Raw genomic sequence first — 24,030 nt, 5'->3', positions numbered from 1 at the left:
ATCGGCTGCACAGGGCAGCCTGGAAACCCCGCTATGACAAAGCAGGCGCGGGCTTCAGTGGATGGAATCCGAACCCGGCGCCTGCAGTTGATCGGCAGGTTTCAGGAACAGACTGGTGCAGTCCACGGCGTCGAACTCGTAGGGTTTGCCGCAGAAATTGCAGGCAATATGGATGTGTCCTTGTTCCGCCAGGATGGAATCGATTTCTGCCTGTCCCAGGCTGCGCAGCATGTCGGCGACGCGTTCGCGCGTACAGGGGCAATGCCAGCGTACCGCCTGGTCAGGAAAAGCCAGCAGATCGTTTTCCCAGAACAGCTTGTGGATCAGGGTGTCGGGGGTGTCCGCCAGCAGTTCGGCAGGCTGGATCGTATCGGCCAGGGTTTGGCAGTGCGCCCAGGTGGCGTCGGCCGTGTCGGCGGCGGAGGTATCGGCGGCGGTCTTGCCCGGCATGCGCTGCAGCAGCAATCCGGCGCAGCGGGTTCCGTCGGCGGCCAGCCAGAGCCGGGTATCCAGCTGCTCGGAATGCTTCATGTAGTATTCCAGCGCGGCGGCGACGGTATCGCCTTCCAGGGGGACGATGCCCTGGTAGGCGGCAGCGCCTTCCTGGCGTCCGGCAGGGTCCAGCAGCACGGTGAAGCGGCCCTGGCCATCAGGGTTCAGCAGCGACTGCAAGGACGTCGTATCAGGGATCTCGGCAGATTCCTGCACATGGGCGGTGGCCCGCAGCGCCAGGTCTGCGGTGCATTCCACCATGATCAAGCGTACAGGGCCGTTGCCTTGCAATTGCAGCACGACCGAGCCGTCGAACTTGATGTTGCTGGCCAGCAGCACGGCGGCGGCGGCCAATTCGCCCAGCAGTCCGGCGACCCGGGGCGGCAGGTCCTGGTGCGCCAGGCCGGTTTGCCAGGCCTGATCCAGGCGCAAAGCCTGGATGCGGGTGCTGTGGTCGGTGGTCAGGTATTTCTTCAGGAGATCGCTCATGGTGTGGGCAGTCGTAGATCGTGCAGTTCGGTTCCCAGCAGCCGGTCATGCAGGAATTGCCTTTGGGGATCGAACCAGGTCCAGATGAAAATCGAAAAGGGCGCTGCAACGATCAGCAGGTCCAGCGAAGGCCAGCCGATGGCCCGGGACAGGCCGCCGATCAGCAGTGCGGTCAGTAGCGGCAGCGGCCATAGCAGCACATAGCGCAGCGCCATGCGTGTGCCGCGCAGCGGCTGGCCGCCGCGGTCGGTCAGGCGGATGTTCCAGGTCTTCATCGGCAGCGTCTGGCCGCCGCGCCGCCAGCAGGCCAGGAAATACACGCCCATGGCCAGAAACAGGAACCCCTGCCGGGCATGACGCAGCATCATGCCATTGCGGCTTTGCGTCAGGGTATCGAATAGATAGCCGGCCAGGAAGATGACGCCAAACAGCAGTACGCCTTCGTACATCATGCAGGCAAAACGGCGCAGGCGGGACGGGGCGATGGGAACGGAAGGTTGAGTGCAGGTGTCTGACATGGCAGTGGGCAGGCGAAAAAGCGCTCCATTATCCCACGCCGTGGGCCGCCGCATGGAGTGAAGGTCGCGTTGCCGCATCGGCTGCTTGCAGACAAGAGAAAGGCCGCCTGATTCAGGCGGCCTTGCGGCAAAACCCTGAGAGGGTCAGCGCGATCAGTGGGCGGTGCTCACTGTCGTGTGCACGCGAGCCTTGGGGGCTTTGAAAAAGCTGGCGACCTTTTGAAACAGCCGCTTGAAGGCGCGATCCAGATCGTATGCTTGCTGCGCTTCAATGGCTTGCGCCAGCAGTTGGCGTTCCAGGGCGTCGGTCAGGCGGATGTCGGAGTTCAGGTTTTTCATAGCAAGCCTCTTTGCGTGAAAAGAGCGTTTCGCTCGGGTTAACCCTATTATAGGGTTTTCCCTAGTCAAAAAGCAAGCTATCCCATCAGGCAAGCAGCAGGCTGTTGTAAAAAGGCTTTAGCGATCCCGGTAGCCTGCCGATACCAGGTCAAACTGGAACAGGCGGCAATCCAGTGCGCCGTTATGCAAAGGGTGGCGGCGCTTGGCCTTCAACCGCAGCTGTCCCGGCAGATCCAGATCGCTGGTGATGACATTCAGCTGCCAGCCCCCGTAGCGCTGTTTCAGCTGAGTGGCCCATTGCGGCCATAGGTCGGCTTCGTGATCACCCAGTCGTTCGCCGTAGGGCGGATTGGTGACGATCCAGCCGGATTCCGCCGGGGGCGGCAGGTGACGGGCGTCGCAGATCTCGAACCGGATGCTATCCGGACTGAGGTGCGCCCGGTCGATGTTGGCGCGGGCTGCCTCGATGGCTGCCGGATCCAGGTCGCTGCCGACCAGAGGCTGATCCAGCCGGGGCGCAATATGGGCGCGGGCGTCGTCCTTCAGGTCGCGCCAGCGCCGCGCATCGTGGGGGCGCAGCCGCTCGAAGCCGAAAGGCCGCCAGATGCCGGGTGGCACGCCCAGGGCGATCCAGGCGGCTTCGATCAGGATGGTGCCGCTGCCGCAGAAAGGATCCAGCAAGGGCGCTTCCGGCATCCAGCCCGACAGCGCCAGCAAGCCGGCTGCCAGGTTTTCGCGCAAAGGGGCTTCGCCCTTGTCCAGACGCCAGCCGCGTTTGAACAGCGATTCACCGGACACGTCCAGGTACAGCGTCGCCTGCCGTTCGTTCAGAAACAGGTGGACGCGGGCGTCGGGCCGCACGGTGTCGATGTCGGGCCGGGCGCCTTCGCGTTCGCGCAAGCGGTCGCAGATGCCGTCCTTGGCCCGCAGATTGCAGTACTGCAGGCTGCGCATGGGGCTGTGAATGGCGGAGGTATCCACGCGCAGAGAATGTTCCGGGCCGAACCAGCGTTCCCATTCGGTCTGGCGGGCCAGCATCAGGATGTCGTCTTCGGTATGGACGTCGGCCTGGGCGACCTGCACCAGGATACGGGTTGCCAGCCGGGAATACAGATTCGCCCGCAGCACGCCGGTCCAGTCGGCCTGGAAATGGCAGCCGGCGCGTCCGGCAGCGACGCCCTCATAGCCCAGGGCCTGCAATTCCAGTGACAGGGCTTCTTCCAAGCCATGCGGGCAGGGGGCGAAGACCTGAAAAGTTTCGGCGATGCGGGGCGCGCGCGGTGTGCGGGGGATGCGCTGAATGTGCGGCTGATCGGTGGCGTCCGCGTGACGGGCAGGCCTGTCGCTTCTGGGAGCCTCGGTCCGCTCGTGGCGCCTGTCGGTATCCCGCGCCCGGAAGGGGCGGTCTGCGCGGGGCCGATCATCAGCAGGCCGGCCCCTGGCAGGTCGATCACCGGCAGGTCGATCGCTAGCCGCTCGATCCCCGGCGGGGCGGGGACGGCGGGGGCGTTCCGTATCCGCGCCTGGCCGGTATTCGTCGCGCCTCGGGCGGCGCACGGCAGGCGTTTCCTGAGCGGGCGCCGGGGCTTCCCCCCGCGCCTGCTGGGCGCGTTCCTGTATGGCGGCTTGGCGGGCGCGGGCGCCGGACCGCTTGCGGGGTTCCTCGTCGGCGGGTGCGGACTTGGCCGCACCGGCCTTGGGTTTCAGGCTGAGGGTCTTGCGAGAGGTGGAATCGTTCATGGCGTTTAAAAAGGTTTGACGACCACCAGAATCAGGGTCAGCAGCAGCAGCAGCACCGGGATCTCGTTGAACCAGCGGAAGTATCGGTGACCGTGCCGGTTGGTCCCGGCGATGAAGGTCCGCAGGTGCTGGCGGCAGGCCAGATGAAAGACGATCAGCCCCAGCACGGCCAGCAGCTTGGCGTGCAGCCAGCCCTGGCCCTGGCCGATGCCGTAATGCAGCCACAGGACGCTGCCCAGGATCAGCGCCAGCACGCCCAGCGGCGTCATGAAGCGGTACAGGCGGGCGGCCATGCCCAGCAGGGAGGCGCGCACAGCCGGGTCATCGGCCTGCGCCAGATTGACATAGATGCGCGGCAGGTAGAACAGGCCGGCAAACCAGGACACCACGAACAGGATATGAAAGGTCTTGACCCACAGCATGTCAGCCTCGCAACTGGCCTTCGCCGGCCAGCACCCATTTCTGGATCGTCAGGCCTTCCAGGCCGACGGGGCCCCGGGCGTGCAGGCGGTTGGTGGAAATGCCGATTTCCGCCCCCAGGCCGTATTCGAAGCCGTCGGAAAAACAGGTGGGCAGATTGACGTAGACGGAACTGGAGTCGACTTCGCGCTGGAACCGCTGGGCGGCGGCCAGGTCTTCGGTCACGATGGATTCCGTGTGTTCGGAACTGTAACGGGCGATGTGGTCCATGGCCTCGTCCAGCGAATCGACGACGCGCACGGCCAGGATGGGCGCCAGGAATTCCGTGGCCCAGTCCTCGTCCGTGGCCGGGATGGCCCCAGGCATCAAGGCGGCGGCGCGGGGGCAGCCTCGTAGTTCCACCCCCAGTTCGGTGAAGCGGGCGGCGGCCCGGGGCAGCCATGACGCGGCGACGTCGGCATGCACCAGCAAGGTTTCCATGGCGCCGCAGATGCCATAGCGGTAGGTCTTGGCGTTGATGGCGATGGCCAGGGCGCGATCCGGGTCGGCGGCGCGATCGATGTAAACGTGGCAGTTGCCTTCCAGGTGCTTGATCAGCGGTACGCGGGATTCAGCCGCCAGCCGGGCGATCAGGCTTTTGCCGCCGCGCGGGATGATGACGTCGATGTAGTCGGTCAGCGTCACCATTTCGCCCACGGCGGCGCGGTCGGTGGTGCCCACCATCTGCACGGCCTGGGGTGGCAGCCCGGCGGCCTGCAGGCCCGCCTGGATGATGCCGCCCAGCGCCTGGTTGGAGTGAAAGGCTTCGCTGCCGCCGCGCAGAATGGTGGCATTGCCCGATTTCAGGCACAGCGCCGCCGCATCGATGGTGACGTTGGGACGGGATTCATAGATGATGCCGATCACCCCCAGCGGCACCCGCATGCGGGCGACCCGCATGCCGTTGGGGCGGATCACGGTTTCGCTCAGGCCGCCGATGGGGTCGGGCATGGCGGCGATCTGCGCCAGCCCTGCGGCCATGGTGTCCAGCGCCTTGTCGGACAGGCGCAGGCGGTCCATCAGCGGGGCCTCCAGGCCGCGCTGGGCGGCGGCTTCCAGGTCGCGTTCGTTTTCGGCTTGCAGCCAGGACCGGCGGCTTTGCAATTGATCGGCCATGGACAGCAGGGCGGCGGACTTGGCCGCGCCGGATGCGGTGCGCATGTGGCGCGCGGCCTGACGGGCCTGGCGGCCCAGGGTTTCTAGCGAAGAGAAAGCGGAATCGGGTGCGTTCATGGCGGTTCAGTCAAAAGAAGGCGCTTTACGGGCGACGGGCGCCGGCGCTGGCGATGCGCAGGACCAGCCGGGCCAATTCATCCCAAGGGTCATGCAGCAGACCAGCCACCGGGATGCCCTTGATCAGCCGGTCGACTTCGTGGGCGTGTCGCAGCGCGGGAGGCCAGGCCCGGGCCGGGACACGCTGCAACGCCTGGCGCACCAGCCGTTCGCGCGGCCCGAAAATACGGTAGGTGCGCAGGGCGCTATCGGGATTGGCGTCGGCGCTGATGCGCGTCAGGATGCGGATTTCCTCGCCCACGGCCCACAAGACCAGCGGCAGGGCTTCGCCTTCGGCGCGCAAGCCGCTCAGGACCGTCAGGGCGCGGTCGGCTTGGCCGGCCAGCATCGCGTCGCGCAGATCATAGAGATTGTAGCGGGCCACGTTCAGCACGGCAGCCTGGACCTGATCCAGTGTCAGTGGACCGGCCGGGTGCAGCAGGGCCAGTTTCTGGATTTCCTGGTGGGCAGCCAGCAGATTGCCTTCGACCTTGTCGCTCAGCCAGGCCAGCGTGTCGGGGTCCGCCGTATGGTTCTGGCGCGCCAGGCGCCCGGCGATCCAGCGGGGCAGGGCCGCACGCGCGATGGTCGGCACGTCGATCCACACCGTCTGTTTTTTCAGGGCCTGGACCCATTTGGCTTTTTGCGTGGCCCAGTCCAGTGCGGGCAAGCGGATCAGGATACGGACGTCGGGCAGCTGCCCTTGGGCCGCCATGTCGGTCAAGGACTGCAGGGCGTCGGCGCCCGTTTTGCCGGGCTTGCCGGTGGGCAGGCTGATTTCGACCATGCGCAGGTCGCCGAACAAGGACGTGTTGCGCGCCGCCATCAGCGCTTCGCTCCAGTTGCTGCGGGCGTCCATCACCAGATGGGTGCGTTCGCTGCAGCCCAGGCGCGTGGCGGCGGCGCGGTAGGCGTCGGCGGCTTCGGTCAGCAGCAGGATTTCGTCGCCTGACAGTACGGTGCACGGCGGCAGTTCATGACCGGACGCGAACTGTTCGATGATCTGATCGGCGTCGGGCGTGCGGCTGGACATCGCTCAGTAGGGCATGCTGCCGGAGCCGGTCAGGCCGCCGGTCTGGCTGCCCTGGCTGCTGCGTTGGATGCTGCTGTCGGGGATCGGGACGACGGGCCGCTCGCCCGAATTGCGATAGGCGGCCTGGACCTCGGGAGAACTGAGACGACGCAGGATCTGATCGATCTGCTTGTCGCGCATATCTTTGAAGGTGCGGGTGATCTCGCTTTCCTTGGCCTGGACGATGCGGTCGTTGTAGGGCAGTTCACGCGTGCTGTGCAGCGTGGTCGGGGCCAGCAGCACATGGCCGGCCTTGTCCAGCAGCTGGAAAGTGAAATCCAGGTTCAACTCGTATTCCTCGACCCGGCCCTCGGCGTCGATCGACAGTTGGCGCAGGCGCTCGTTTTCCGATATCTGGTGCAGATAGACGTCCGCCTGTGCGCGATCACGGATAAAGCGCGTGTCCGGCGAATTGGCCTGGATCGTGCGCTGCAGGCGCACGCCGAAAGCGGAATCCGGATCAATGTTGGTGTAGATGCTGTGGAAGGGCAGCGGGGTGGCCCCTTTCAAGTGAAAGCCGCAGGCGCCCAGCGCCAGTAGGCATGCCAGCCCCAGAGTCAGGCGCAAATGGCGGGCAAGAGCAGGAAAGAGGGCCATGGCGCTTATCCGACGACGTTGACCAGGCGGCCGGGGACGACGACCACGCGTTTCGGGTCACGGCCTTCCAGGAAGCGGCCTACGGCTTCGTGAGTGCGCGCCAGGGCTTCGATGGCGGCTTTGTCGGCGTCCTGGGGTACGCTGAGCTGCCCGCGGACTTTGCCGTTGACCTGCAGCACCAGTTCCACTGTGTCGGCGCGCAAGGCGGCCTCGTTCACGACGGGCCAGGGAGCATCCAGCAGGTCGCCCAGCGCGTCGGCGAAGCCCAGGTCGCGCCATAGCTGCCAGGTGACGTGAGGCACCACCGGGTACAGCACCCGCAGCAGGATGGATGTGGTTTCCGCCAGCGCCGGGCCGCTTACTCCCGCCTGGGCGGCGGATTCCAGGGTATTGAGCATCTTCATGGCCGTGGACACCACGGTGTTGTACTGGATGCGCTGGTAGTCGTAGTCCGCCTGTTTCAGCAGCCCGTGGATGGCGCGGCGCAAAGCGGCAGCGGTCTCGTCCAGGCTGGTCCAATCGGCGGCCGGGTTCAGGTGACCGCGTAGCGCATTCTGCTGCGTCTGGCAGAACGACCAGATCCGGCGCAGAAACCGGTGGGCGCCGTCCACGCCGGATTCCGACCATTCCAGGGTCTGTTCCGGCGGGCTGGCGAACATGACAAACAGGCGCGCGGTATCGGCGCCCATGCCGTCGATCAGGGATTGCGGATCTACCCCATTGTTCTTGGACTTGGACATGGTGCCGATGCCGCCGTAGTCCACCGGGGACTGGTCGGACTTCAGGCGGGCGCCGGTGATGGCGCCTTTGTCGTCGGTGATGTTGTCGACCTGATCGGGCCAGAAATATTCGATGCCGCCGCGTGCGTTCTTACGTGAATAGATGTGGTTGAGCACCATGCCCTGGCACAACAGTTTCGTGAAGGGCTCGGAAAATTTCAGCATGCCCATGTCGCGCATGACACGCGTCCAGAAACGCGCATACAGCAGGTGCAGCACAGCGTGTTCGATACCGCCGATGTACTGGTCCATCGGCATCCAGTAATCGTTGCGGGCATCCACCATGGCCTGGTCGTTGCCGGGCGAGGTGTAGCGCATGAAGTACCAGGACGAATCGATGAAGGTGTCCATGGTGTCGGTTTCGCGCCGCGCCGGTTTGCCGCAGGACGGGCAGTGGCAGGACAGGAAGCCTTCGTGTTTGGCCAGCGGATTGCCGCTGCCGTCGGGCACCAGATCGTCGGGCAGGACGACGGGCAGGTCTTTTTCGGGGACCGGCACAGGACCGCAGTCGGCGCAGTGGATGATGGGGATGGGGGTGCCCCAATAGCGCTGGCGGGAAATGCCCCAGTCGCGCAGGCGCCAGGTGGTGCGCAGTTCGCCCAGGCCCAGGGCGGTCAGGTCGGCAGCGACGGCTTGGATGGCTTGCGCCGTGGTCAGGCCGTCGAATTTGCCGGAATTGACCGTGTGGCCGATCTGTTTGTCGCCGTACCAGTCCTGCCAGGCGGCGTCGGACCAGGTCTGCCCCTGGGCGCCGATCACCTGATGGATGGGCAGGCCATATTTGCGGGCGAAGGCGAAATCGCGTTCGTCGTGAGCAGGCACGCCCATGACAGCGCCGTCGCCATAGCTCATCAGCACGTAGTTGCCGACCCAGACAGGGACAGGCTCGCCAGTCAGCGGGTGGGTGACGAACAGGCCTGTCGGCAGGCCTTCTTTTTCGCGGGTGGCGAGCTCGGCTTCGGTGGTCCCCCCCTGCTTGCAGGACTCGATGAAGGCGGCCAGCTCGGGCTTGCCCTGTGCCGCGCGGGTCGCCAGCGGGTGTTCCGGGGCCACAGCGCAGAACGTGACGCCCATGATGGTGTCGGCGCGGGTGGTGAACACATGCAGCAAGCCGTTCTGGATCAGTTGGCCGTCCGCGTCGCGGATGTCGTGGCGGAAGGCGAAGCGCACGCCGTCGCTGCGGCCGATCCAGTTTTCCTGCATCAGACGCACACGCTCGGGCCAGCCGGGCAGGCCGTCATCCAGCGTGTCCAGCAGTTCTTCCGCATAGTCGGTGATGCGCAGGTAATAGCCGGGGATCTCGCGCTTTTCGACCGGGGCGCCGGAGCGCCAGCCGCGGCCGTCGATGACCTGTTCGTTGGCCAGCACGGTCTGATCGACCGGGTCCCAGTTGACGACCTGCGTTTTACGGTAGGCGATGCCCTTTTCCAGCATCTTCAGGAACAGCCATTGGTTCCATTTGTAGTACGACGGGTCGCAGGCGCACATTTCGCGCGACCAGTCGATGGCCAGTCCCATCGCCTGCATCTGCTTTTTCATGGTGGCGATGTTGTCGTAGGTCCACTTGGCCGGCGGTACGCCGGACTTCATGGCGGCGTTTTCGGCCGGCATGCCGAAGGCGTCCCAACCCATGGGCATCAGCACGTTGTATCCGCGCATGCGCAACTGGCGGGTCATCATGTCATTGATGGTGTAGTTGCGCACGTGGCCCATGTGCAGCTTGCCGCTGGGGTAGGGCAGCATCGAGCAGGCGTAGAACTTGGGTTTTGGAGATCCGTCGGGATTGGCGGCGTGTTCGGTGACGCGATAGACGTCGCCTTCGCGCCAATGGGCCTGGGCGGCGGATTCAACCTGGTTCGGGATGTAGCGTTCCTGCATGGATCTGTCTGGATAATGGATGTTGGAAAGGGCCAGCCAGACATTATAGGGTGCAAACAGCGCCGCCTCTATTGGGCTGTGTGGGGCTGTGTACTGGCCGCCGTGAGTCCTGCGCGGGCGGCAGGCCGAACAGGCGTCCGTATTCGCGTGTGAATTGCGAGACGCTTTCGTAGCCGACGGCATAGGCGGCGCTGCTGGCATTGAACCCTTCGGAACGCATCAGCCGCCGGGCCTCGATCAAGCGCAGGTGCTTCTGGAACTGCAGGGGCGACAGGGATGTCGTCTGGCGGAAATGATGGTGGAAGGAAGACGGGCTCATGCCGGCCGTGGCCGCCAGATGGTCAATCGGCAGCGGCCGGGCGTATTCGGTGCGCAACAGAGCGACGGTGCGGGCGATGCGGTGCGCGTGACTGCCTGGCCTGCCGAGTCTCTGGATGGCTGCGCCGTGTCTGCCGGTCAGCAACCAGTAGTGTATTTCGCGGATGATCGGGGGGGATAGGATCGGCAGGGCTTCTGGACGATCAAGCAAGCGCATCAGCCGCAAGGCGGCATCGGCGGTTTCAGCCTCTGTCGGATCGGACTGGATGGGCATCAGGCGGAAGGACGACGGCTGCGTCGGCATCTGCCGGACCAGTTGGTCGATGATGTCCAGATCAAGTTCCAGCGCCAGCGCCAGGTAGGGCGCACCGGGACTGGCCTGCGTAATCCGGCTGAGCGTAGGCAGGTCCGCCGTGATCAGCAGGGAATTCCCCGCTGACAGGGAAAAGATTTCCGTCCCCAGAGCGACCTCTTTGCGTCCTTGAAGCACCAGACAGACCAACGGCCGGTAAATGTCGTAGTTCAGTGTGCTGGGCGTCGTGGCGCGGATGGCCTGCAGGCCGGGAATCGGCGTGCGGGCGATGCCGTGACAGTCGGCGTGTCGACGCGTATAGCGGCTGACGAGATCCAGAAGTGCAGGCATCGGGGCGGATAAGGTCCTGGGGGAAGCTTTGCTGAGACATCCTTATTTTGTAGGATCAGGCAAATATTGTCCAGAATCCGGCCATGATAGGCAGCGGGGAGTGCGGACAATGAATGTCTTGTTTTCATTGTCTGTTCCAGGAGTATTGCCACCATGATTCCCATCACTCTCATTACCGGCGCCAGCCGCGGACTGGGCCATAACACAGCGTTGCATATCGCCCGCAAGGGCGGGGATGTGATCCTGACCTATCGTCATCGCGCAGACGAAGCGCATGCCGTCGCCGCTCAGATTGAAGCCCTGGGCCGCAAGGCCGTCGCCTTGCCGCTGGATCTGGGAGACCTTTCCGCTTTCCCCGCGTTTGCGGATACCGTGCGCACAGCCTTGCGCGAAGGCTGGCAGCGGGATACGTTTGATCATCTGGTCCACAATGCCGGCCACGGTGAGATGGCGCCTCTTGCGCAAACCACCGAGGCGCAGTTCGATGGCTTGTTCAATGTGCACGTCAAAGGTGTGTTTTTCCTGACGCAGGCGCTGTTGCCGGTTATCGCTGATGGCGGCCGTATCGTGACGCTGTCTTCCGGCCTGACGCGGATTGCGGTGCCGGGGTTTTCCGCCTACGCGGCAGCCAAAGGCGCAGTGGAGATCCTGACCCTGTATCTGGCAAAAGAATTGGGCAGCCGGGGGATTGCGGTCAATGCCGTCGCCCCCGGCGCGATCGAAACGGATTTCCTGGGCGGCGCAGTCCGCGATATGCCCGATCTGAACCATCAGTTTGCCGCGGTCACCGCCTTGGGGCGTGTCGGCGTGCCCGATGATATCGGGCCGATGATCGCCAATCTGCTGGACCCCGCCAATCGCTGGTTGACGGCCCAGCGTATCGAGGTCTCGGGCGGGCAGAGCATCTGACGCCCATAAAAAATCCCCGCTCGAAGGCGGGGATCTGGTGAAACCAGTGAGACAGTCCGGGAGAGGCGCCCCGGATTATTTCAGTTTGATTTCTTTGTATTCGACGTGCTTGCGCGCGACCGGATCAAATTTCTTGATCAGCATTTTTTCCGGCATGTTGCGCTTGTTTTTGGTGGTCGTGTAGAAATGACCAGTGCCAGCTGTGGATTCCAGCTTGATTTTTTCGCGGGTACCTTTTGCCATGATGTGCTCCTAGGGCCGATCAGGCCAGTTCGCCGCGGGCACGCAGGTCGGCCAGAACGGAATCGATGCCGTTCTTGTCGATGGTGCGCAGGGCCTTGGTGGATACGCGCAGGCGCACCCAGCGGTTTTCGGATTCAACCCAGAACCGGCGCGATTGCAGGTTGGGCAGGAAACGACGCTTGGTCTTGTTGTTCGCGTGCGAAACGTTGTTGCCCACCATCGGGCCTTTGCCGGTTACTTGGCATACGCGTGCCATGGTCTCACCTCTGTAATCTATATCAGGAAAGCCTAGCATTCTATACTGAAAACAGCTTTGTAATCAAGCGGTCTGGATGCCTAGGATGCGCAGCGTGTGGTGTGCCCCATGGCCATGCGGCCAGACAACCATGACAGGGCGGCGCAGGCGGCCAGTACCGCTGTCAGGGACAGGGGGTTGTCAGTATGCCACAGACTGACGACAAAACCCGCCAGGGCGCCGCAGAACATCTGCAAGGAACCCATCAGCGCCGAGGCTGTGCCCAGGCGCGGCCCCTGTTCAGCCAGGGCCAGTGCGGCGGCATTCGGGCCGACAAAGCCCTGGCTGGCCATGAAGCCCATCAGGCACAGCATCAGCAAGGGCAGGTTGATCCAGCCGGCCAAGGTCAGGATCAAGGCGGCGGCGGTCATCAGCACCAGGGTGGCCTGGGATCGGGCCAGCAGTTCCAGCGGGCGGTAGCGGTTCAGCAGGCGGGCGCTCAGTTGCGCCGCCAGGATCAGCGACGCTGCATTCAGGCCGAACAGCAGGCCGAACCAACGCGGATCGATGCCGTAGATATGGATGAAGACCAGCGGCGAGCCTGAAATGTAGGCGAACATGCCGGCTGATCCCAGGCCGCCCGCCAGGGTGTAGCCCATGAATCCCCGATGAGCCAGCAACAGGCGGAAATTGGCCGCGATCGTGCTGATGGCCAGGGGTGTGCGGTTTCCGGCGGGCAGGGATTCGTGCATGTTGCGCAGCACGGTCAGCCACAGGCCGGCGCCCGCCAGCGCCATCAGGTAGAACACGGTGCGCCAGGACCCCAGCGTGACGGCCTGTCCGCCCAGCAGCGGGGCCAGGATGGGCATGACCCCCATGACCAGCATCAATAAAGACAAGGCCTGAGCGGCTTCGCGGGTGTCCAGGTGGTCGCGGATCACGGCGCGCGGCACCACCATACCGGCGGCGCCGCCGAAGGCCTGCATGATGCGCCACGACAACAGGTGGTCGATGTCGTTGCTGAGCGCGCAGGCCAGCGAGGCGATCGTGAACAGGGCCAGACCGGCCAGCAGCGGCAGTTTGCGTCCGTAACGATCAGCCAGGGGGCCGTAGATCAGCTGCGCGGCGGCCAGGCCCAGCAGGTAGCTGGCCAGCGTGCGCTCTACCATGCCCTGCGATGTGTGCAGGTCGTGGGCGATCGCGCCGAAGGCGGGCAGATACATATCGATCGCCACCGGCCCCAGGGCGGCCAGGGCGCCCATCAGGACCAGCCAGCCGGGCATCAGGGCGGGAGTTTTAAGAGGCATGAAGCGCGAGAATGGGGCTTGAAGAGGACATGATTGGCGCTACTATAACAATGTCCATTGTGAACTCAGGGAGGCTCTGTTGACTGCCATCGCATCCATCATCGAGAACAAGCTTGGATCCTTGTCCATTCCGGTGTCCATGGAATTACCGGATGGTGAACAGGTAGGGCCTGTTGACGCGCAACTGCACTTTATCATCCGGGATGCCGCTGTCCTGAAGTACTTTGCGGCGGGCGAGATCGGCGCCCTGGGCGAGGCCTACGTCGACGGCAAATTGGAATTCAATGGTTCCATGCGCGACCTGATGCGCCTGGCCGCCGGTATTTTGCCGGGCTCGCCGGTGGATGCCGCGCAACTGGGCTGGTTGAGCAGTCTGGCGCAGCGCCTGATGTCGGTCTGGCGTCATTCGGCGGACCGGGATGCGCGTCAGATCGAGTTCCACTACGACCTGTCCGACGATTTCTATGCCCTGTGGCTGGACCCGCGCCGCGTCTATTCCTGCGCCTATTACCGTGAACCCGGCATGACCGTGGCTCAGGCCCAAGAGGCCAAGCTCGATCACATCTGTCGCAAACTGGCCTTGAAGCCGGGCGAACGGTTCCTGGACGTGGGCGGCGGCTGGGGCGGGCTGATGCTGTGGGCGGCAGAACATTACGAGGTCGATGTGACGGGTATTACCTTGTCGCACAACCAGCACGCCTATGTGAACCGTCTGATCCAGGAAAAAGGCCTGGCTGGCCGGGTGCGCATGGAACTGCTGGATTACCGCAAGCTCGATGAATCCCGGCCCTACGACAAGATCGCCTCGGTCGGTATGTTCGAGCACGTGGGCCGGGCGCAGCTGCAAGGCTATTTCAGCAAGCTGCGCCGCTTGGTGCGCCCCGGCGGCCTGATCATGAATCACGGCATCACGGCCGGCGGCATCCGGAATACCGAATTGGGCGCCGGCATGGGGGATTTCATCGAGAAATTCATTTTCCCGGGTGGCGAACTATCTCATATCCATTATGTCTTGCAGGCCATGACCGAAGCCGGGCTGGAAGACCTGGATGTGGAAAATATCCGTCCGCACTACGCCCGCACCTTGTGGGCCTGGAGCGATGCCCTGGAAGCCCGGCTGGACGAGGCCCGCACCATCCTGAATACCCTGCAGGGCGAACGGTCGCTGCGGGCCTATCGTATGTATCTGGCGGGGTGCGCTATGGGGTTTGAACACGGCTGGATCGCCCTGCATCAGATCATTGCCCAAGCGCAGCCCGCGGGGCGCGCGGATGAGCTGGATTACCCCCCGGATCAGGCCTATCCCTGGCGTCGGGATTACATTTACACGCCACGCTGAAACCTCCTGAAAACAGGGTGATTTTGACCCTTCCGGGGCAGGCTCCCGGAAGGGTCAATTGCACTAGTCGGCAATAAACATCTTTATTTTCAGTCATCTTGCGTGTAAAATGGCAGTTCTGCTGTTTTATAGATTTTCAATTCTGTTCGCGGCGGCTCCCGGTTTCGGGTGATCCGCCTTCGACTGTCTACGGTGCTACGCACCTGCAGTGTCGGTATGTATTGGCGGTTCTCACCGTCTTCCGCACACCCTCCCCTAAGCTATGGCGTCCGGCGCGTGGTCTTGCGTCTGGCGTCTCCGTAACCCAAAGGAGGCATCTATGTCTATCTCTCTTTTTGCGTCGCGCAATGCGACTGTATCCCCCCGTTGGTCGAAATCCGTCCTGGGGTTGGCGCTGGTCGCCGCCGCGTCGGGCCTGTCTCTGGCGCCTGCCGCCGCTCAGGCGGCCGATGCGCTGCAGTGCGAACTGGACCGCCCCATGCGCTTTGGCGGCATGAACTGGGAATCCAATCTGGTGCTGGTCGAAGTCGAACGCTTCATCATCAAGCATGGCTATGGTTGCGATTCCGAAGTCCTGCCGACCGAAACCCTGCCGGCGCTGGCCGCCCTGCAGCGCGGCGATCTGGACATCAACAGCGAGATCTGGCTGAACAGCACGCTGGAACCTTGGAACAAGGCCGAGGCCTCAGGCAAGGTCAAGCGCATCGGCGACATCTACATGGGCGGCGAGGCCTGGTTCATTCCGAAATACACGGCTGAACGCCTGCCGGACCTGAAAAAGGCCGCAGACCTGCCGAAACACTGGGAAGCCTTCAAGGACCCGGAAGAACCCACCAAGGGCCGTTTTTACGGTTGCCCGGCGGGCTGGGGCTGCGAGGTGGTCAGCACCAATCTGTTCAAGGCTCTGGGCTTGGAAAAGACCTTTACCCTGTTTTCCCCCGGCACCGGCGCGACGCAAAAGGCTGCTCTGACGGCCGCCTATCAGCGCAAGGAAAACGTGGCTTTCTACTACTGGTATCCGACGCCGCTGGTGGGCTCCATGGATCTGGTCAAGCTGGAACTGCCCCCCTACGACGCGGCCAAGCAGAAATGCCTGACCGATCCCAATTGCGAAAACCCGCAGGCGACGGATTACCCGGAAAATCCCGTTTTCACGGCGGTGACGACCCAATTCACCGAAAAGGCCCCGCAGCTGACGGCTTTCCTGTCCAAGGTCAAGGTGCCGCTGGACGTCATGAACCAGACCATGGCCTACATGGAAGAAAACGAAGCCGAGCCCCAGCCGACTGCGCTGTGGTTCCTGAAGGACAAGCAGGATGTGTGGTCCCAGTGGCTGCCTGCCGACGTGACAGAACGGGTCAAGGCCGCCTTGTAAGGGGGCCCGACCATGTTTCCTGAACTGATTTCAGCCCGGGAACTGCAACGGCCCATTGACGCTTTCGTCAATGGGCTGGTGATGCAGTATTCCGATGTGCTGCGCGCCATCACACAGCCTTTGCTGGATCTGCTGATCTGGTCCGACCATGTGCTGCGCCAGTCGCCCTGGTGGGCCATCGTCGCCGTCGTCATGGGGATCGCCTGGCTGAGCAGCCGCAAATGGCGGTTCACAGCGGCCATGGGGGGACTGTTGTGCCTGCTGGGAGCCATCGGTCTGTGGGAAGCCTCCATGCAGACCTTGTCCCTGATGCTGGTAGCCGTCATTTTTTCGGTCGTGATCGGCATCCCGGTCGGCATCGCCATGGCCAGCTTCCGTTGGGTGCGCACCGTCATGCTGCCGGTGCTGGACGTCATGCAGACCATGCCCAGTTTCGTCTACCTGATTCCGGTGGTGATGCTGTTCAATCTGGGCAAGCTGGCGGCGCTGTTCGCCACCGTGATTTATGCCGTGCCGCCCGTCATCCGCCTGACGGACCTGGGCATCCGCCTGGTCGATGCGGAAGTGCTCGAGGCGTCCCGTTCCTTTGGCGCCAGCCGCACCCGCCAGTTGTTCGGCGTGCAGCTGCCGCTGGCCCTGCCCAACATCATGGCGGGCATCAACCAGACCACCATGATGGCGCTGGCCATGGTCGTGATCGCGTCCATGATCGGGGTGCGCGGCTTGGGCTACGAAGTCCTGCAGGGCATCAACCGTCTGCAAGTCGGGCGCGGCCTGCTGGCGGGTCTGGGCATCGTGGTGCTGGCGATCATCTTTGACCGGATCACACAGCAGTTCGGTCAGCGGCAGCAAGCCCGGAGGGCCTGATATGAACAAAATCGAAGTCCGCAACATCTACAAGATCTTCGGGCCGCATCCGGACCGCTGGTTGTCGGCCGCCCGCGACGGCCTGTCCAAAGAGGATCTACTGCAGCGCAGCGGCCATACGCTGGGGCTGCGCGACATCAGCCTGTCCATCAAAGAAGGCGACATCCACGTCATCATGGGCTTGTCCGGTTCGGGCAAGTCCACCCTGATCCGCCATTTCAATCGCCTGATCGAGCCCAGCGCGGGCCAGATCCTGGTGGACGGCGTGGATGTGGTGGGTTTGAAGCCCAGGGAACTGGAACGTTTCCGCCAGCAGAAAATGAGCATGGTGTTCCAGCGCTTCGGCCTGCTGCCGCACCGCACCGTGTTGGACAACGCCGCCTATGGTCTGGCGGTGCAGGGCGTGCGCCGCGCAGCACGCAATGAACGCGCACTGCACTGGCTGGAGCAGGTCGGATTGTCCGGCTTCGAGTCCCAGTATCCGCATCAGCTGTCGGGCGGCATGCAGCAGCGCGTCGGCCTGGCGCGGGCGCTGGCCACCGATGCCGAAATCCTGTTGATGGACGAGGCCTTTTCCGCGTTGGATCCCTTGATCCGCCACGAAATGCAGGATCAGTTGCTGGCCCTGCAGGCCAAGCTGAACAAGACCATTGTGTTCATCACCCACGATCTGGACGAGGCTCTGCGCCTGGGCAACCGCATCGCCATCCTGAAGGACGGCGAACTGATCCAGGAAGGCACGCCCGAAGACATTCTGCTGTCGCCGGCCAATGACTACATCGAATCTTTCCTGCAAGACGTCAATCGGGGCAAGGTCCTGAACGCCTCGCATGCCTGCAATGAGCGTCCGCTGACGTTGACCATGCGCAGCAAGCCGGTCCATGCCCTGGAACGGCTGGCCGCGCGGGACTATGACTATGCTGCCGTGCTGGACGGCAAGCGCCTGGCGGGCGTGCTGATCCGGGCCGACGCCCAGCGGGCCGTGCAGGACGGCGCCCGCGATATCGCCCGCTACCTGAGCGATATGGCGTCGGTGCCGGCATCCGCAGGCCTGGACGAGGTCCTGGCCCGCCTGCTGCGCACCCCGGAACCTGTGGCGGTGACGGGGTCGCAGGGTGAGTTCATCGGGGTGCTGTCGCGCAGCAAGGTGGTCGAGCTGGTCACACCGGGGACGGCGGCGGATCCTGAGGCGGCCGAATCAGAGGCCGAGCCTGCCGGAGCATTGCAGGCGACGCCGGCAGCTAAGGTCGAGTCCAACAGCTGGGCGGCGTAGCCGCCGGGGCCGGGTCAGAGGCTCAGGCCCCGGCCCGGTGTTGGCGGTGCAGCACGTGGCCATACCAGGCAAACAGCAGCAGCGAGGTCAGCGCCAGCCCCGCCATGGCCATGATCCACATGGTGGCGACCCCTACGGGGGCCCCCGGCATGAACCATTCCGTCACCGGGGCCAGGGCGCCGGCCCGGGGGCCGTAGCCCAGCCACCAGCCGCCCACCAGGCCCAGTCCCGTCAGCGCCGTGATCTGCAGGATCAGCGGCACCATGGCGATCTTGTAGGCTCGCAGGATATAGGCGCTGATGCAGTGCATGGCATCACAGAAATGGAACCAGGGGGCGATCTGCAGCAGCGTCAGGGCGATCAGCGCGACCTGGGCTTCATCCGTATAGGCGGCAACGATGGGGCCTTGGGCGACGATCAGGATCAGATTTGTCAGCAGGGCGCCGATGGCGACCAGGGCGATGCCGTGCAGTCCGGTGCGCCGGGCGGCGGCCATCTGATGCCCCCCGACCGCTTGGGCGGTCAGTGAGGCCGTCGACAGGCTGAGCGACATGGGCAGCATGTAGCACAGGGCCACCAGGTTGGCCAGGATCTGCTGGGCGCCGCTGGCGTAGAGTCCATCGCGCGCGACCAGCAAGGCCATGAAGCTGAAGGCGCAGACTTCGATCAGATAGGATCCGCCCATGGGCAGGCCCAGACGCAGCAGTTCCTTTTGGTCCTGCCAGCGCGGGCGGCCGATGCGAGGCCGCAGCGCCAGGAACGCGGGGTGGCGCCGGATCATCCAGACGCCCGCCGCCAGCATCATCCAGTCGACCACCAGGGTCGCCACGCCGGCGCCGACCGCGCCCATCGGGTCCAGGCCCAGCCCGCCGAAAATGAACCAGGTGTTGAACAGCAGCTTGAAGGCCACACTGCCCAGATTGATCAGCATCACCCCGCGTGTCTGGGAGATGGCGGTCGCCATGGCGTAGATGGTGCGAAACAGCAGGACTGAAGGCAGCGCCAGCGCCAGCGCCAGCAGGTAGCCGGCGATGCGTTCACGGACGGCGAGGTCGATATTGCCGGATAGCCCCAGCCAGACATCCGGGAACAGCATGCTGAGGCTGCCCAGGACGGAGAGCGCCAGCGCCAGCCAGACGCCCTGGCCCCAGGCGTGGCCCCCTTGCTCCAGCTGCCCGGCGCCGAAATGCTGGGCGATGATGGGAATGAGCGCGTGGATGACGCCCATCAGCCCGACAAAGACCGTGATGTAGATGGACGCCCCCAAGGCCATCGCTTGTAAGTCGATGGCATCGGTGTGGCCCACCATGGCCGTGTCCAGGACAGCGAAAATGATGCTCGCCCAGGCGCTGACCATAATGGGCCAGGACTGTTGCAGAATGGTGCGCCACGGGGCGACGGTTGCCATAGAGGAGAGGGGCATGGCTTCGGTGGCGAAAAATCAGGGGTCAGGAGGCCGGCAGGGCGCGCATGAGGCGGAACATTTCGTGCCGTTCCGGATCGCGCCGGCCTTCCCAGAGGATCACGTAGCCGGGGGGAACGGCCCGGTTGATGGTCAGGTCGCGCCGGTCCAGTTGCTGCAACAGCAGCGGGCATGCGGCGTCAAAGGAAAACTGGATGTGGTTGAACACCAGGAAAGAGGCCCGCTGCCCGCTGCCCAGCCCCTGGGTGCGGATGCATTCCCCCGGCTGCTGTGCGCGGACCAGCGCCTGCGCCAGAGAAGCCGACACGTCGCGGTAGCTGCGCACGTAATCCAGGGCGGGCATCCACAGCGTCGCCAGCAGCAGCCAGGTGGTCAGCAGGCCGCCTGCCGACAGAGCGGTGCCGCGCCACAGCCCCGCCGGGTGGCTGCGCAGGCGCCAGCGCACCAGGGCGATCCAGGCGGCCGTCCCCAGCAGGGCGATGAGCGTGGCCGGCCAGGCGATGTGGATGTTGAATCCCATGGTCTGGCGGGCGATGTTGGCTGATATCTGCGCCGGCCAGCCGGTCTGCAGGGCGATCCAGCCCAGCCAGACGGTGGCTGCCGTTAGGGAAAAGCACATGACGGCGAACCAGTCCAGGGTGTTGACCACGCCGCGCCGCAATGTGGGCAGGGCGAAGGCCGCCAAGATGGCGCAAGGAACCGCCAGGGTGCTGTATTCGGGCTCGAAGGGATCGGAACTGGCCAGCAGCAATAATGCCGCGCCCAGAGCGAAGCCCAGTGGAATGAGAATATGGGGCGCGGCGAACCAGCCGCGCCAGCGCCACAGCGCCAGTAGGGCCAGCGGCCAGGTCGGCCACAGGAACCAGGGCAGGTCGCGGACGATGTTCAGCCAGGCGCGCGTGCTGGGCCAGTCAAACGCATGGCTGTTCCAGCTCAACCAGCTGGCGGTCCAGTAGGGGCCGAAGGCGCGGGCCGGAATCCACCAGAGTAGTATCAGGCTGGCCGCGATCAGCAGGCTGATCACCAGCCATTTGCGCGTATCCGCCAGCGGCCCTCGAGGAACAAAGACAATCAGGGTGGCGAATATCAAAGGCAAGCAGCCCAGCCAGCCTCGGGCCAGAAAGGCTGCGCCGATCGCTACACCCAGGGTGATCGCGCCCGAGACCGGGTGATCGAGCATCCGGGCGACGGCATAGAAGGCCAGCGCCTGGCAGGCGATCACCGCCGGCACTTCCGATGTTTCGTGCATGCGCCAGATGATGCCGACGGTCGCGACGATGAGCAGCAGCGCGGCGTCGGCCAGCATGCGGCCGTATTCGCGTTCGCCGGGCTCGCCCCCGAAAGGCAGGGCCAGGGGCTGGGCTTCTTTGAGCCGTCCCAGCAGGTAGGTGCCGTACCAGATGGAACTGGTCAGGATGGCGAACCACAGGATGTTGGGCAGGCGCGACGCGATGATGGCTGAGTTCAGCGGGCTGAAAAAGATTTCCAGCACGGGGCGCAGCGCCCAGATGAACAGAGCGCCGACCCAGGTGACCAGCGGGCCGTCCTGGGCCTGGGCCAGTTGCCCCACCTGGGGCAGCAGCCAGGCGTGTTCCTGGCCGGACAGGGCGGTCAGCATGGTGGCCAGGCCGGCGACGTCGTCGGTTTTCCAGGGGTCGCGGTAGAACAGGCCGGCCAGGATGTAGACCAGGCCGACCGTCACCAGAAACAGGCGGGGCAGTTTGGCCGCCGCCGTGGCGGTCAGCCGGGCGGGAGTGGATCGCAGATCTTCAGTGCGCACTGGCTCGGTCACAGGGAAGGGGTAGGGCCCATGTTAAATGAAAAAGGCAGCCTGACGGCTGCCTTTCCGGGTGGGTGCATCTTTGGGGTGCAGCAAGCAGCCCGAAGGGCTGCGCAGCGTGGGGGCCTTATTTCTTGACGGTGCCGGCGGTGCGGGCAAAGCGGGCGCGGAATTTTTCCACGCGGCCCGTTTCGACGATGCGGGTCTGGGCGCCAGTATAGAACGGATGCGATTCCGAGGTCACGTCGCACTTGAACAGAGGGTAGCTCTTGCCGTCGATTTCGGTGGTTTCCCGAGCCGACAACGACGAGCGCGAAACGAATTTGTTGCCGGTCTGCAGGTCCAGGAACACGACCTCGCGGTATTCGGGGTGGATGCCTTCTTTCATGATGAAGTCCGTAAGTGGTAATAGGGGTCGCCAGCCGGACGGATGCAGCATTCAGCAAACCGCATCAAAATCCTGGCAACGTATCCAAGGTTAGCCGTAAATTCTATCACACCTGGCCTCGCTCAGCCAGCGATGTCACCTCGGTCGCGCCCACGATCAGATGATCCAGCAAGCGCACGTCCACCAGGGCCAGCGCCTGTTTCAGATGCCGGGTCAGGGCTAGGTCCGCCGGGCTGGGTTCAGCCAGGCCGGATGGGTGATTATGGGCCAGGATCAGGGCGGCGGCGTGGTGCTTGAGCGCCGCCCGGGCGACTTCGCGCGGATAGATGGAGGCATGCGACAGCGTGCCGCGGGCGATTTCCGCGCAATCGATCAATTGCAGCTGGGTGTCCAGGAACAGTGCGATGCAGTGTTCCACCCGCAGGTGGGCCAGGCGCATGGCGCAGAATTGCTTGACCCGTTCCGGCTGGCTCAGCGCCCTGCCGTTGCGCAAGGGTTCTTCCAGCGCCCGGCGCCCCAGTTCCTGTACGGCCAGCAGTTCGCAGGTCTTGGCTGCGCCCAATCCAGGAAAGGCCAGCAAGGCGCTGGATTCGGCGGACAGCAGGCGTCGCAGTCCGCCGAAATGGGTGATCAGATCGCGGCCCATGTCCACGGCATTGCGCCCGCGCGTGCCGGTGCGCAGCAGCACGGCCAGCAGCTCGGCCGACGTCAGCGCCTGCACGCCATGCCGCAGCAGGCGTTCGCGGGGACGTTCGCTGCAGGGGGATCGGCTGTCTTGTGGCATGATAGGCCCTAAAATAAGAGAGTTTGTCTGATCTTTCACGGGTGATCCATTTTGACCTCTTCCCCTGATGTCGCGCACGTCCGTGCGGACTCTTATGTCACGCTGCACTACCGAATCGAACCTTTGTCAGGGCCTGCCGCCGGGACCGCGTTCGTCGATACGTTCCTGGATCGGCCTGCGACCCTGCAGATGGGGATCGGCCAGTGGGCTCCCGGCCTGGAATCGCTGCTGATGGACCAGCCCGAGGGCGCGCATTTCACCCGGGACCTGCCAGCCGCCCAAGCCTATGGCGACCGCAATCCCGAACTGCTGCGCTGGATTTCGCACGATGAAATGGTGCGCAATGCACCGCCGGATACCGAATTCGAGGCAGGCGACATGGTGGAATTCGTCGCGCCCAACGGCGGGCGTTATTCCGGCGTGCTCAAGACCCTGAAGGATGATGCAGCCCTGTTCGATTTCAACCATCCGCTGGCCGGTATCGATCTGCAGGTGGAAGTCCGCATTCTGGGGGTGCTGTAATGACCGCCCGCCCGGATGATGAGGCGCCCGGTGCAGACGGCGCCCCTGATGTTGTGCTGGCGCAGCCGCGCGGGTTTTGCGCCGGGGTCGATCGCGCGATCGATATCGTCGAACGCGCTCTGGAAATTCATGGTGCGCCGATCTATGTGCGCCACGAGATCGTCCATAACCGCTATGTGGTCGAGGATCTGCGTGCCAAAGGCGCCATTTTCATCGACCAGCTCGAAGACGCTCCCGCCGGCGCCATCGTCATTTTTTCGGCGCACGGGGTTTCGCGCGCCGTGCGGACTGAAGCCGATCAGCGCAGTCAGCGCATCTTCGACGCCACGTGTCCCCTGGTGACCAAGGTCCACGTCGAAGTCGCCCGCATGCGCAAGGAAGGCCGCGAGGTCATCATGATCGGGCACCGGGGTCACCCCGAAGTCGAAGGCACACTGGGGCAGGCCGATGACGGCATGTATCTGGTGGAAACCGTACAGGACGTGCAGACCCTGCAGGTGCGCGATCCGCATCATCTGGCCTTTGTCACGCAGACGACCCTGTCCATCGACGATGCCGCCCAGGTGGCCGATGCCTTGCGGACCCGTTTTCCCGACATCTCCGAACCTAAAAAAAGCGATATCTGCTATGCCACCCAGAACCGCCAGGACGCGGTGCGCATCATGGCGCCGCAGTGCGATTTGGTGCTGGTGGTCGGCAGCCCCAATAGTTCGAACTCCAACCGGCTGCGCGAGGTCGCCGAACGCAAGGGCGTGACGGCCTACCTGCTGGACCATCCCGACATGGTCCGGCCCGAATGGCTGCACAAGGTCCGCCGCGTGGGCGTGACGGCTGGCGCATCCGCTCCCGAAGCCCTGGTGCAGCAGGTGATTGCGCGGCTGAAAGAATTGGGCGTCGGCAACGTCCGCCCGCTGGACGGCGTGCGCGAACAGGTGTCCTTCCCCCTGCCGCGCGAACTGTCGCGCAAGAAACAGGACGCCTGAGAGCCG

At 64.3% G+C, this 24,030-nt stretch carries 24 protein-coding genes; 7 read left to right on the top strand and 17 right to left on the bottom strand.

Annotated features, from left to right (window positions below; all coding sequences use genetic code 11):
- Positions 1–54 precede the first annotated feature (54 nt).
- The 10 genes from VDP79_RS00470 to VDP79_RS00425 form a co-directional block, all read right to left on the bottom strand.
- Positions 55–981 (bottom strand): Hsp33 family molecular chaperone HslO, encoded by a 927-nt coding sequence (locus tag VDP79_RS00470; protein WP_323016271.1) that lies wholly within the window; start codon positions 979–981, stop codon positions 55–57.
- On the bottom strand, positions 978–1,499 hold the full coding sequence (locus tag VDP79_RS00465; protein ID WP_323016270.1) for an RDD family protein: 522 nt from the start codon (positions 1,497–1,499) through the stop codon (positions 978–980). Before VDP79_RS00465 ends, VDP79_RS00470 begins: the two co-directional genes overlap by 4 nt.
- 153 nt (positions 1,500–1,652) lie before the next feature.
- Positions 1,653–1,838 carry a hypothetical protein gene (locus VDP79_RS00460; RefSeq protein ID WP_323016269.1) on the bottom strand — a complete coding sequence of 62 codons (186 nt, stop codon included), beginning with the start codon at positions 1,836–1,838 and terminating at the stop codon, positions 1,653–1,655.
- A 117-nt stretch (positions 1,839–1,955) separates the two neighbouring features.
- A complete protein-coding gene (locus VDP79_RS00455) occupies positions 1,956–3,578 on the bottom strand; it encodes a THUMP domain-containing protein (protein ID WP_323016268.1) in 1,623 nt (540 codons plus the stop codon).
- 5 nt (positions 3,579–3,583) lie between these two features.
- Positions 3,584–4,000, bottom strand: coding sequence for a CopD family protein (locus VDP79_RS00450; RefSeq protein WP_323016267.1), 417 nt, complete (start codon positions 3,998–4,000; stop codon positions 3,584–3,586).
- A 1-nt stretch (position 4,001) separates the two neighbouring features.
- Positions 4,002–5,270 carry a glutamate-5-semialdehyde dehydrogenase gene (locus VDP79_RS00445; RefSeq protein WP_323016266.1) on the bottom strand — a complete coding sequence of 423 codons (1,269 nt, stop codon included), beginning with the start codon at positions 5,268–5,270 and terminating at the stop codon, positions 4,002–4,004.
- A gap of 25 nt (positions 5,271–5,295) precedes the next feature.
- Entirely contained in the window at positions 5,296–6,342 is a 1,047-nt protein-coding gene (gene holA, locus VDP79_RS00440; RefSeq protein WP_323016265.1) for a DNA polymerase III subunit delta, read from the bottom strand.
- A gap of 3 nt (positions 6,343–6,345) precedes the next feature.
- Complete coding sequence (gene lptE, locus VDP79_RS00435; RefSeq protein ID WP_323016264.1) at positions 6,346–6,978, bottom strand: LPS assembly lipoprotein LptE; 633 nt, start codon at positions 6,976–6,978, stop codon at positions 6,346–6,348.
- 5 nt (positions 6,979–6,983) lie between these two features.
- Positions 6,984–9,635, bottom strand: a complete 2,652-nt coding sequence (gene leuS, locus VDP79_RS00430) for a leucine--tRNA ligase (protein WP_323016263.1) — start codon at positions 9,633–9,635, stop codon at positions 6,984–6,986.
- Positions 9,636–9,678: 43 nt separating this feature from the next.
- The gene (locus VDP79_RS00425) at positions 9,679–10,596 is read right to left on the bottom strand and encodes an AraC family transcriptional regulator (RefSeq protein ID WP_323016262.1); all 918 of its coding nucleotides are present in this window, start codon (positions 10,594–10,596) and stop codon (positions 9,679–9,681) included.
- A 153-nt stretch (positions 10,597–10,749) separates the two neighbouring features.
- On the opposite strand from VDP79_RS00425, the gene VDP79_RS00420 reads away from it, so the two are divergent.
- Positions 10,750–11,505, top strand: coding sequence for an SDR family NAD(P)-dependent oxidoreductase (locus tag VDP79_RS00420; RefSeq protein ID WP_323016261.1), 756 nt, complete (start codon positions 10,750–10,752; stop codon positions 11,503–11,505).
- A gap of 75 nt (positions 11,506–11,580) precedes the next feature.
- Here VDP79_RS00420 and rpmG read toward each other — a convergent pair whose 3' ends face one another.
- The 3 genes from rpmG to VDP79_RS00405 all read right to left on the bottom strand — a co-directional run bounded on the left by rpmG (position 11,581) and on the right by VDP79_RS00405 (position 13,266).
- Positions 11,581–11,748: a 50S ribosomal protein L33 gene (gene rpmG, locus VDP79_RS00415; protein WP_323016260.1), complete on the bottom strand. Its 168-nt coding sequence runs from the start codon at positions 11,746–11,748 to the stop codon at positions 11,581–11,583.
- A gap of 19 nt (positions 11,749–11,767) precedes the next feature.
- Entirely contained in the window at positions 11,768–12,004 is a 237-nt protein-coding gene (gene rpmB / locus VDP79_RS00410; protein WP_066453342.1) for a 50S ribosomal protein L28, read from the bottom strand.
- Positions 12,005–12,084: 80 nt separating this feature from the next.
- Positions 12,085–13,266 carry a multidrug effflux MFS transporter gene (locus tag VDP79_RS00405; protein WP_416233024.1) on the bottom strand — a complete coding sequence of 394 codons (1,182 nt, stop codon included), beginning with the start codon at positions 13,264–13,266 and terminating at the stop codon, positions 12,085–12,087.
- A 103-nt stretch (positions 13,267–13,369) separates the two neighbouring features.
- Here VDP79_RS00405 and VDP79_RS00400 point away from each other — a divergent pair, with 103 nt between their 5' ends.
- From VDP79_RS00400 to VDP79_RS00385, 4 genes are all read left to right on the top strand, one after another.
- On the top strand, positions 13,370–14,629 hold the full coding sequence (locus VDP79_RS00400) for a class I SAM-dependent methyltransferase (RefSeq protein ID WP_323016258.1): 1,260 nt from the start codon (positions 13,370–13,372) through the stop codon (positions 14,627–14,629).
- Positions 14,630–14,948: 319 nt separating this feature from the next.
- Positions 14,949–16,004, top strand: a complete 1,056-nt coding sequence (locus VDP79_RS00395) for an ABC transporter substrate-binding protein (protein ID WP_323016257.1) — start codon at positions 14,949–14,951, stop codon at positions 16,002–16,004.
- A 12-nt stretch (positions 16,005–16,016) separates the two neighbouring features.
- The gene (locus VDP79_RS00390) at positions 16,017–16,871 is read left to right on the top strand and encodes a proline/glycine betaine ABC transporter permease (RefSeq protein ID WP_323016256.1); all 855 of its coding nucleotides are present in this window, start codon (positions 16,017–16,019) and stop codon (positions 16,869–16,871) included.
- A 1-nt stretch (position 16,872) separates the two neighbouring features.
- Positions 16,873–18,144 (top strand): glycine betaine/L-proline ABC transporter ATP-binding protein, encoded by a 1,272-nt coding sequence (locus tag VDP79_RS00385; protein ID WP_323016255.1) that lies wholly within the window; start codon positions 16,873–16,875, stop codon positions 18,142–18,144.
- Positions 18,145–18,166: 22 nt separating this feature from the next.
- Here VDP79_RS00385 and VDP79_RS00380 read toward each other — a convergent pair whose 3' ends face one another.
- From VDP79_RS00380 to radC, 4 genes are all read right to left on the bottom strand, one after another.
- A complete protein-coding gene (locus VDP79_RS00380) occupies positions 18,167–19,552 on the bottom strand; it encodes an MATE family efflux transporter (RefSeq protein ID WP_323016254.1) in 1,386 nt (461 codons plus the stop codon).
- Positions 19,553–19,592: 40 nt separating this feature from the next.
- Positions 19,593–21,347 (bottom strand): glycosyltransferase, encoded by a 1,755-nt coding sequence (locus VDP79_RS00375; RefSeq protein WP_323016253.1) that lies wholly within the window; start codon positions 21,345–21,347, stop codon positions 19,593–19,595.
- Positions 21,348–21,474: 127 nt separating this feature from the next.
- Complete coding sequence (locus tag VDP79_RS00370) at positions 21,475–21,735, bottom strand: type B 50S ribosomal protein L31 (protein WP_323016252.1); 261 nt, start codon at positions 21,733–21,735, stop codon at positions 21,475–21,477.
- Positions 21,736–21,841: 106 nt separating this feature from the next.
- Positions 21,842–22,519 carry a RadC family protein gene (radC, locus tag VDP79_RS00365; RefSeq protein WP_323016251.1) on the bottom strand — a complete coding sequence of 226 codons (678 nt, stop codon included), beginning with the start codon at positions 22,517–22,519 and terminating at the stop codon, positions 21,842–21,844.
- Positions 22,520–22,570: 51 nt separating this feature from the next.
- Between radC and VDP79_RS00360 the strand changes: the two genes are divergently transcribed.
- Both VDP79_RS00360 and ispH read left to right on the top strand, forming a co-directional pair.
- Positions 22,571–23,041 (top strand): FKBP-type peptidyl-prolyl cis-trans isomerase, encoded by a 471-nt coding sequence (locus VDP79_RS00360; RefSeq protein ID WP_416233021.1) that lies wholly within the window; start codon positions 22,571–22,573, stop codon positions 23,039–23,041.
- Positions 23,041–24,024, top strand: coding sequence for a 4-hydroxy-3-methylbut-2-enyl diphosphate reductase (gene ispH / locus VDP79_RS00355; RefSeq protein ID WP_323016250.1), 984 nt, complete (start codon positions 23,041–23,043; stop codon positions 24,022–24,024). The genes VDP79_RS00360 and ispH overlap by 1 nt, the downstream gene beginning before the upstream one ends.
- Positions 24,025–24,030: the final 6 nt, after the last annotated feature.

The sequence above is a fragment of the Castellaniella sp. genome, from assembly GCF_034675905.1.
Lineage (GTDB): Bacteria > Pseudomonadota > Gammaproteobacteria > Burkholderiales > Burkholderiaceae_B > Castellaniella.
Note: the sequence above shows the minus strand (reverse complement) of the source record. Positions and strands in the feature narration are given on the sequence as shown.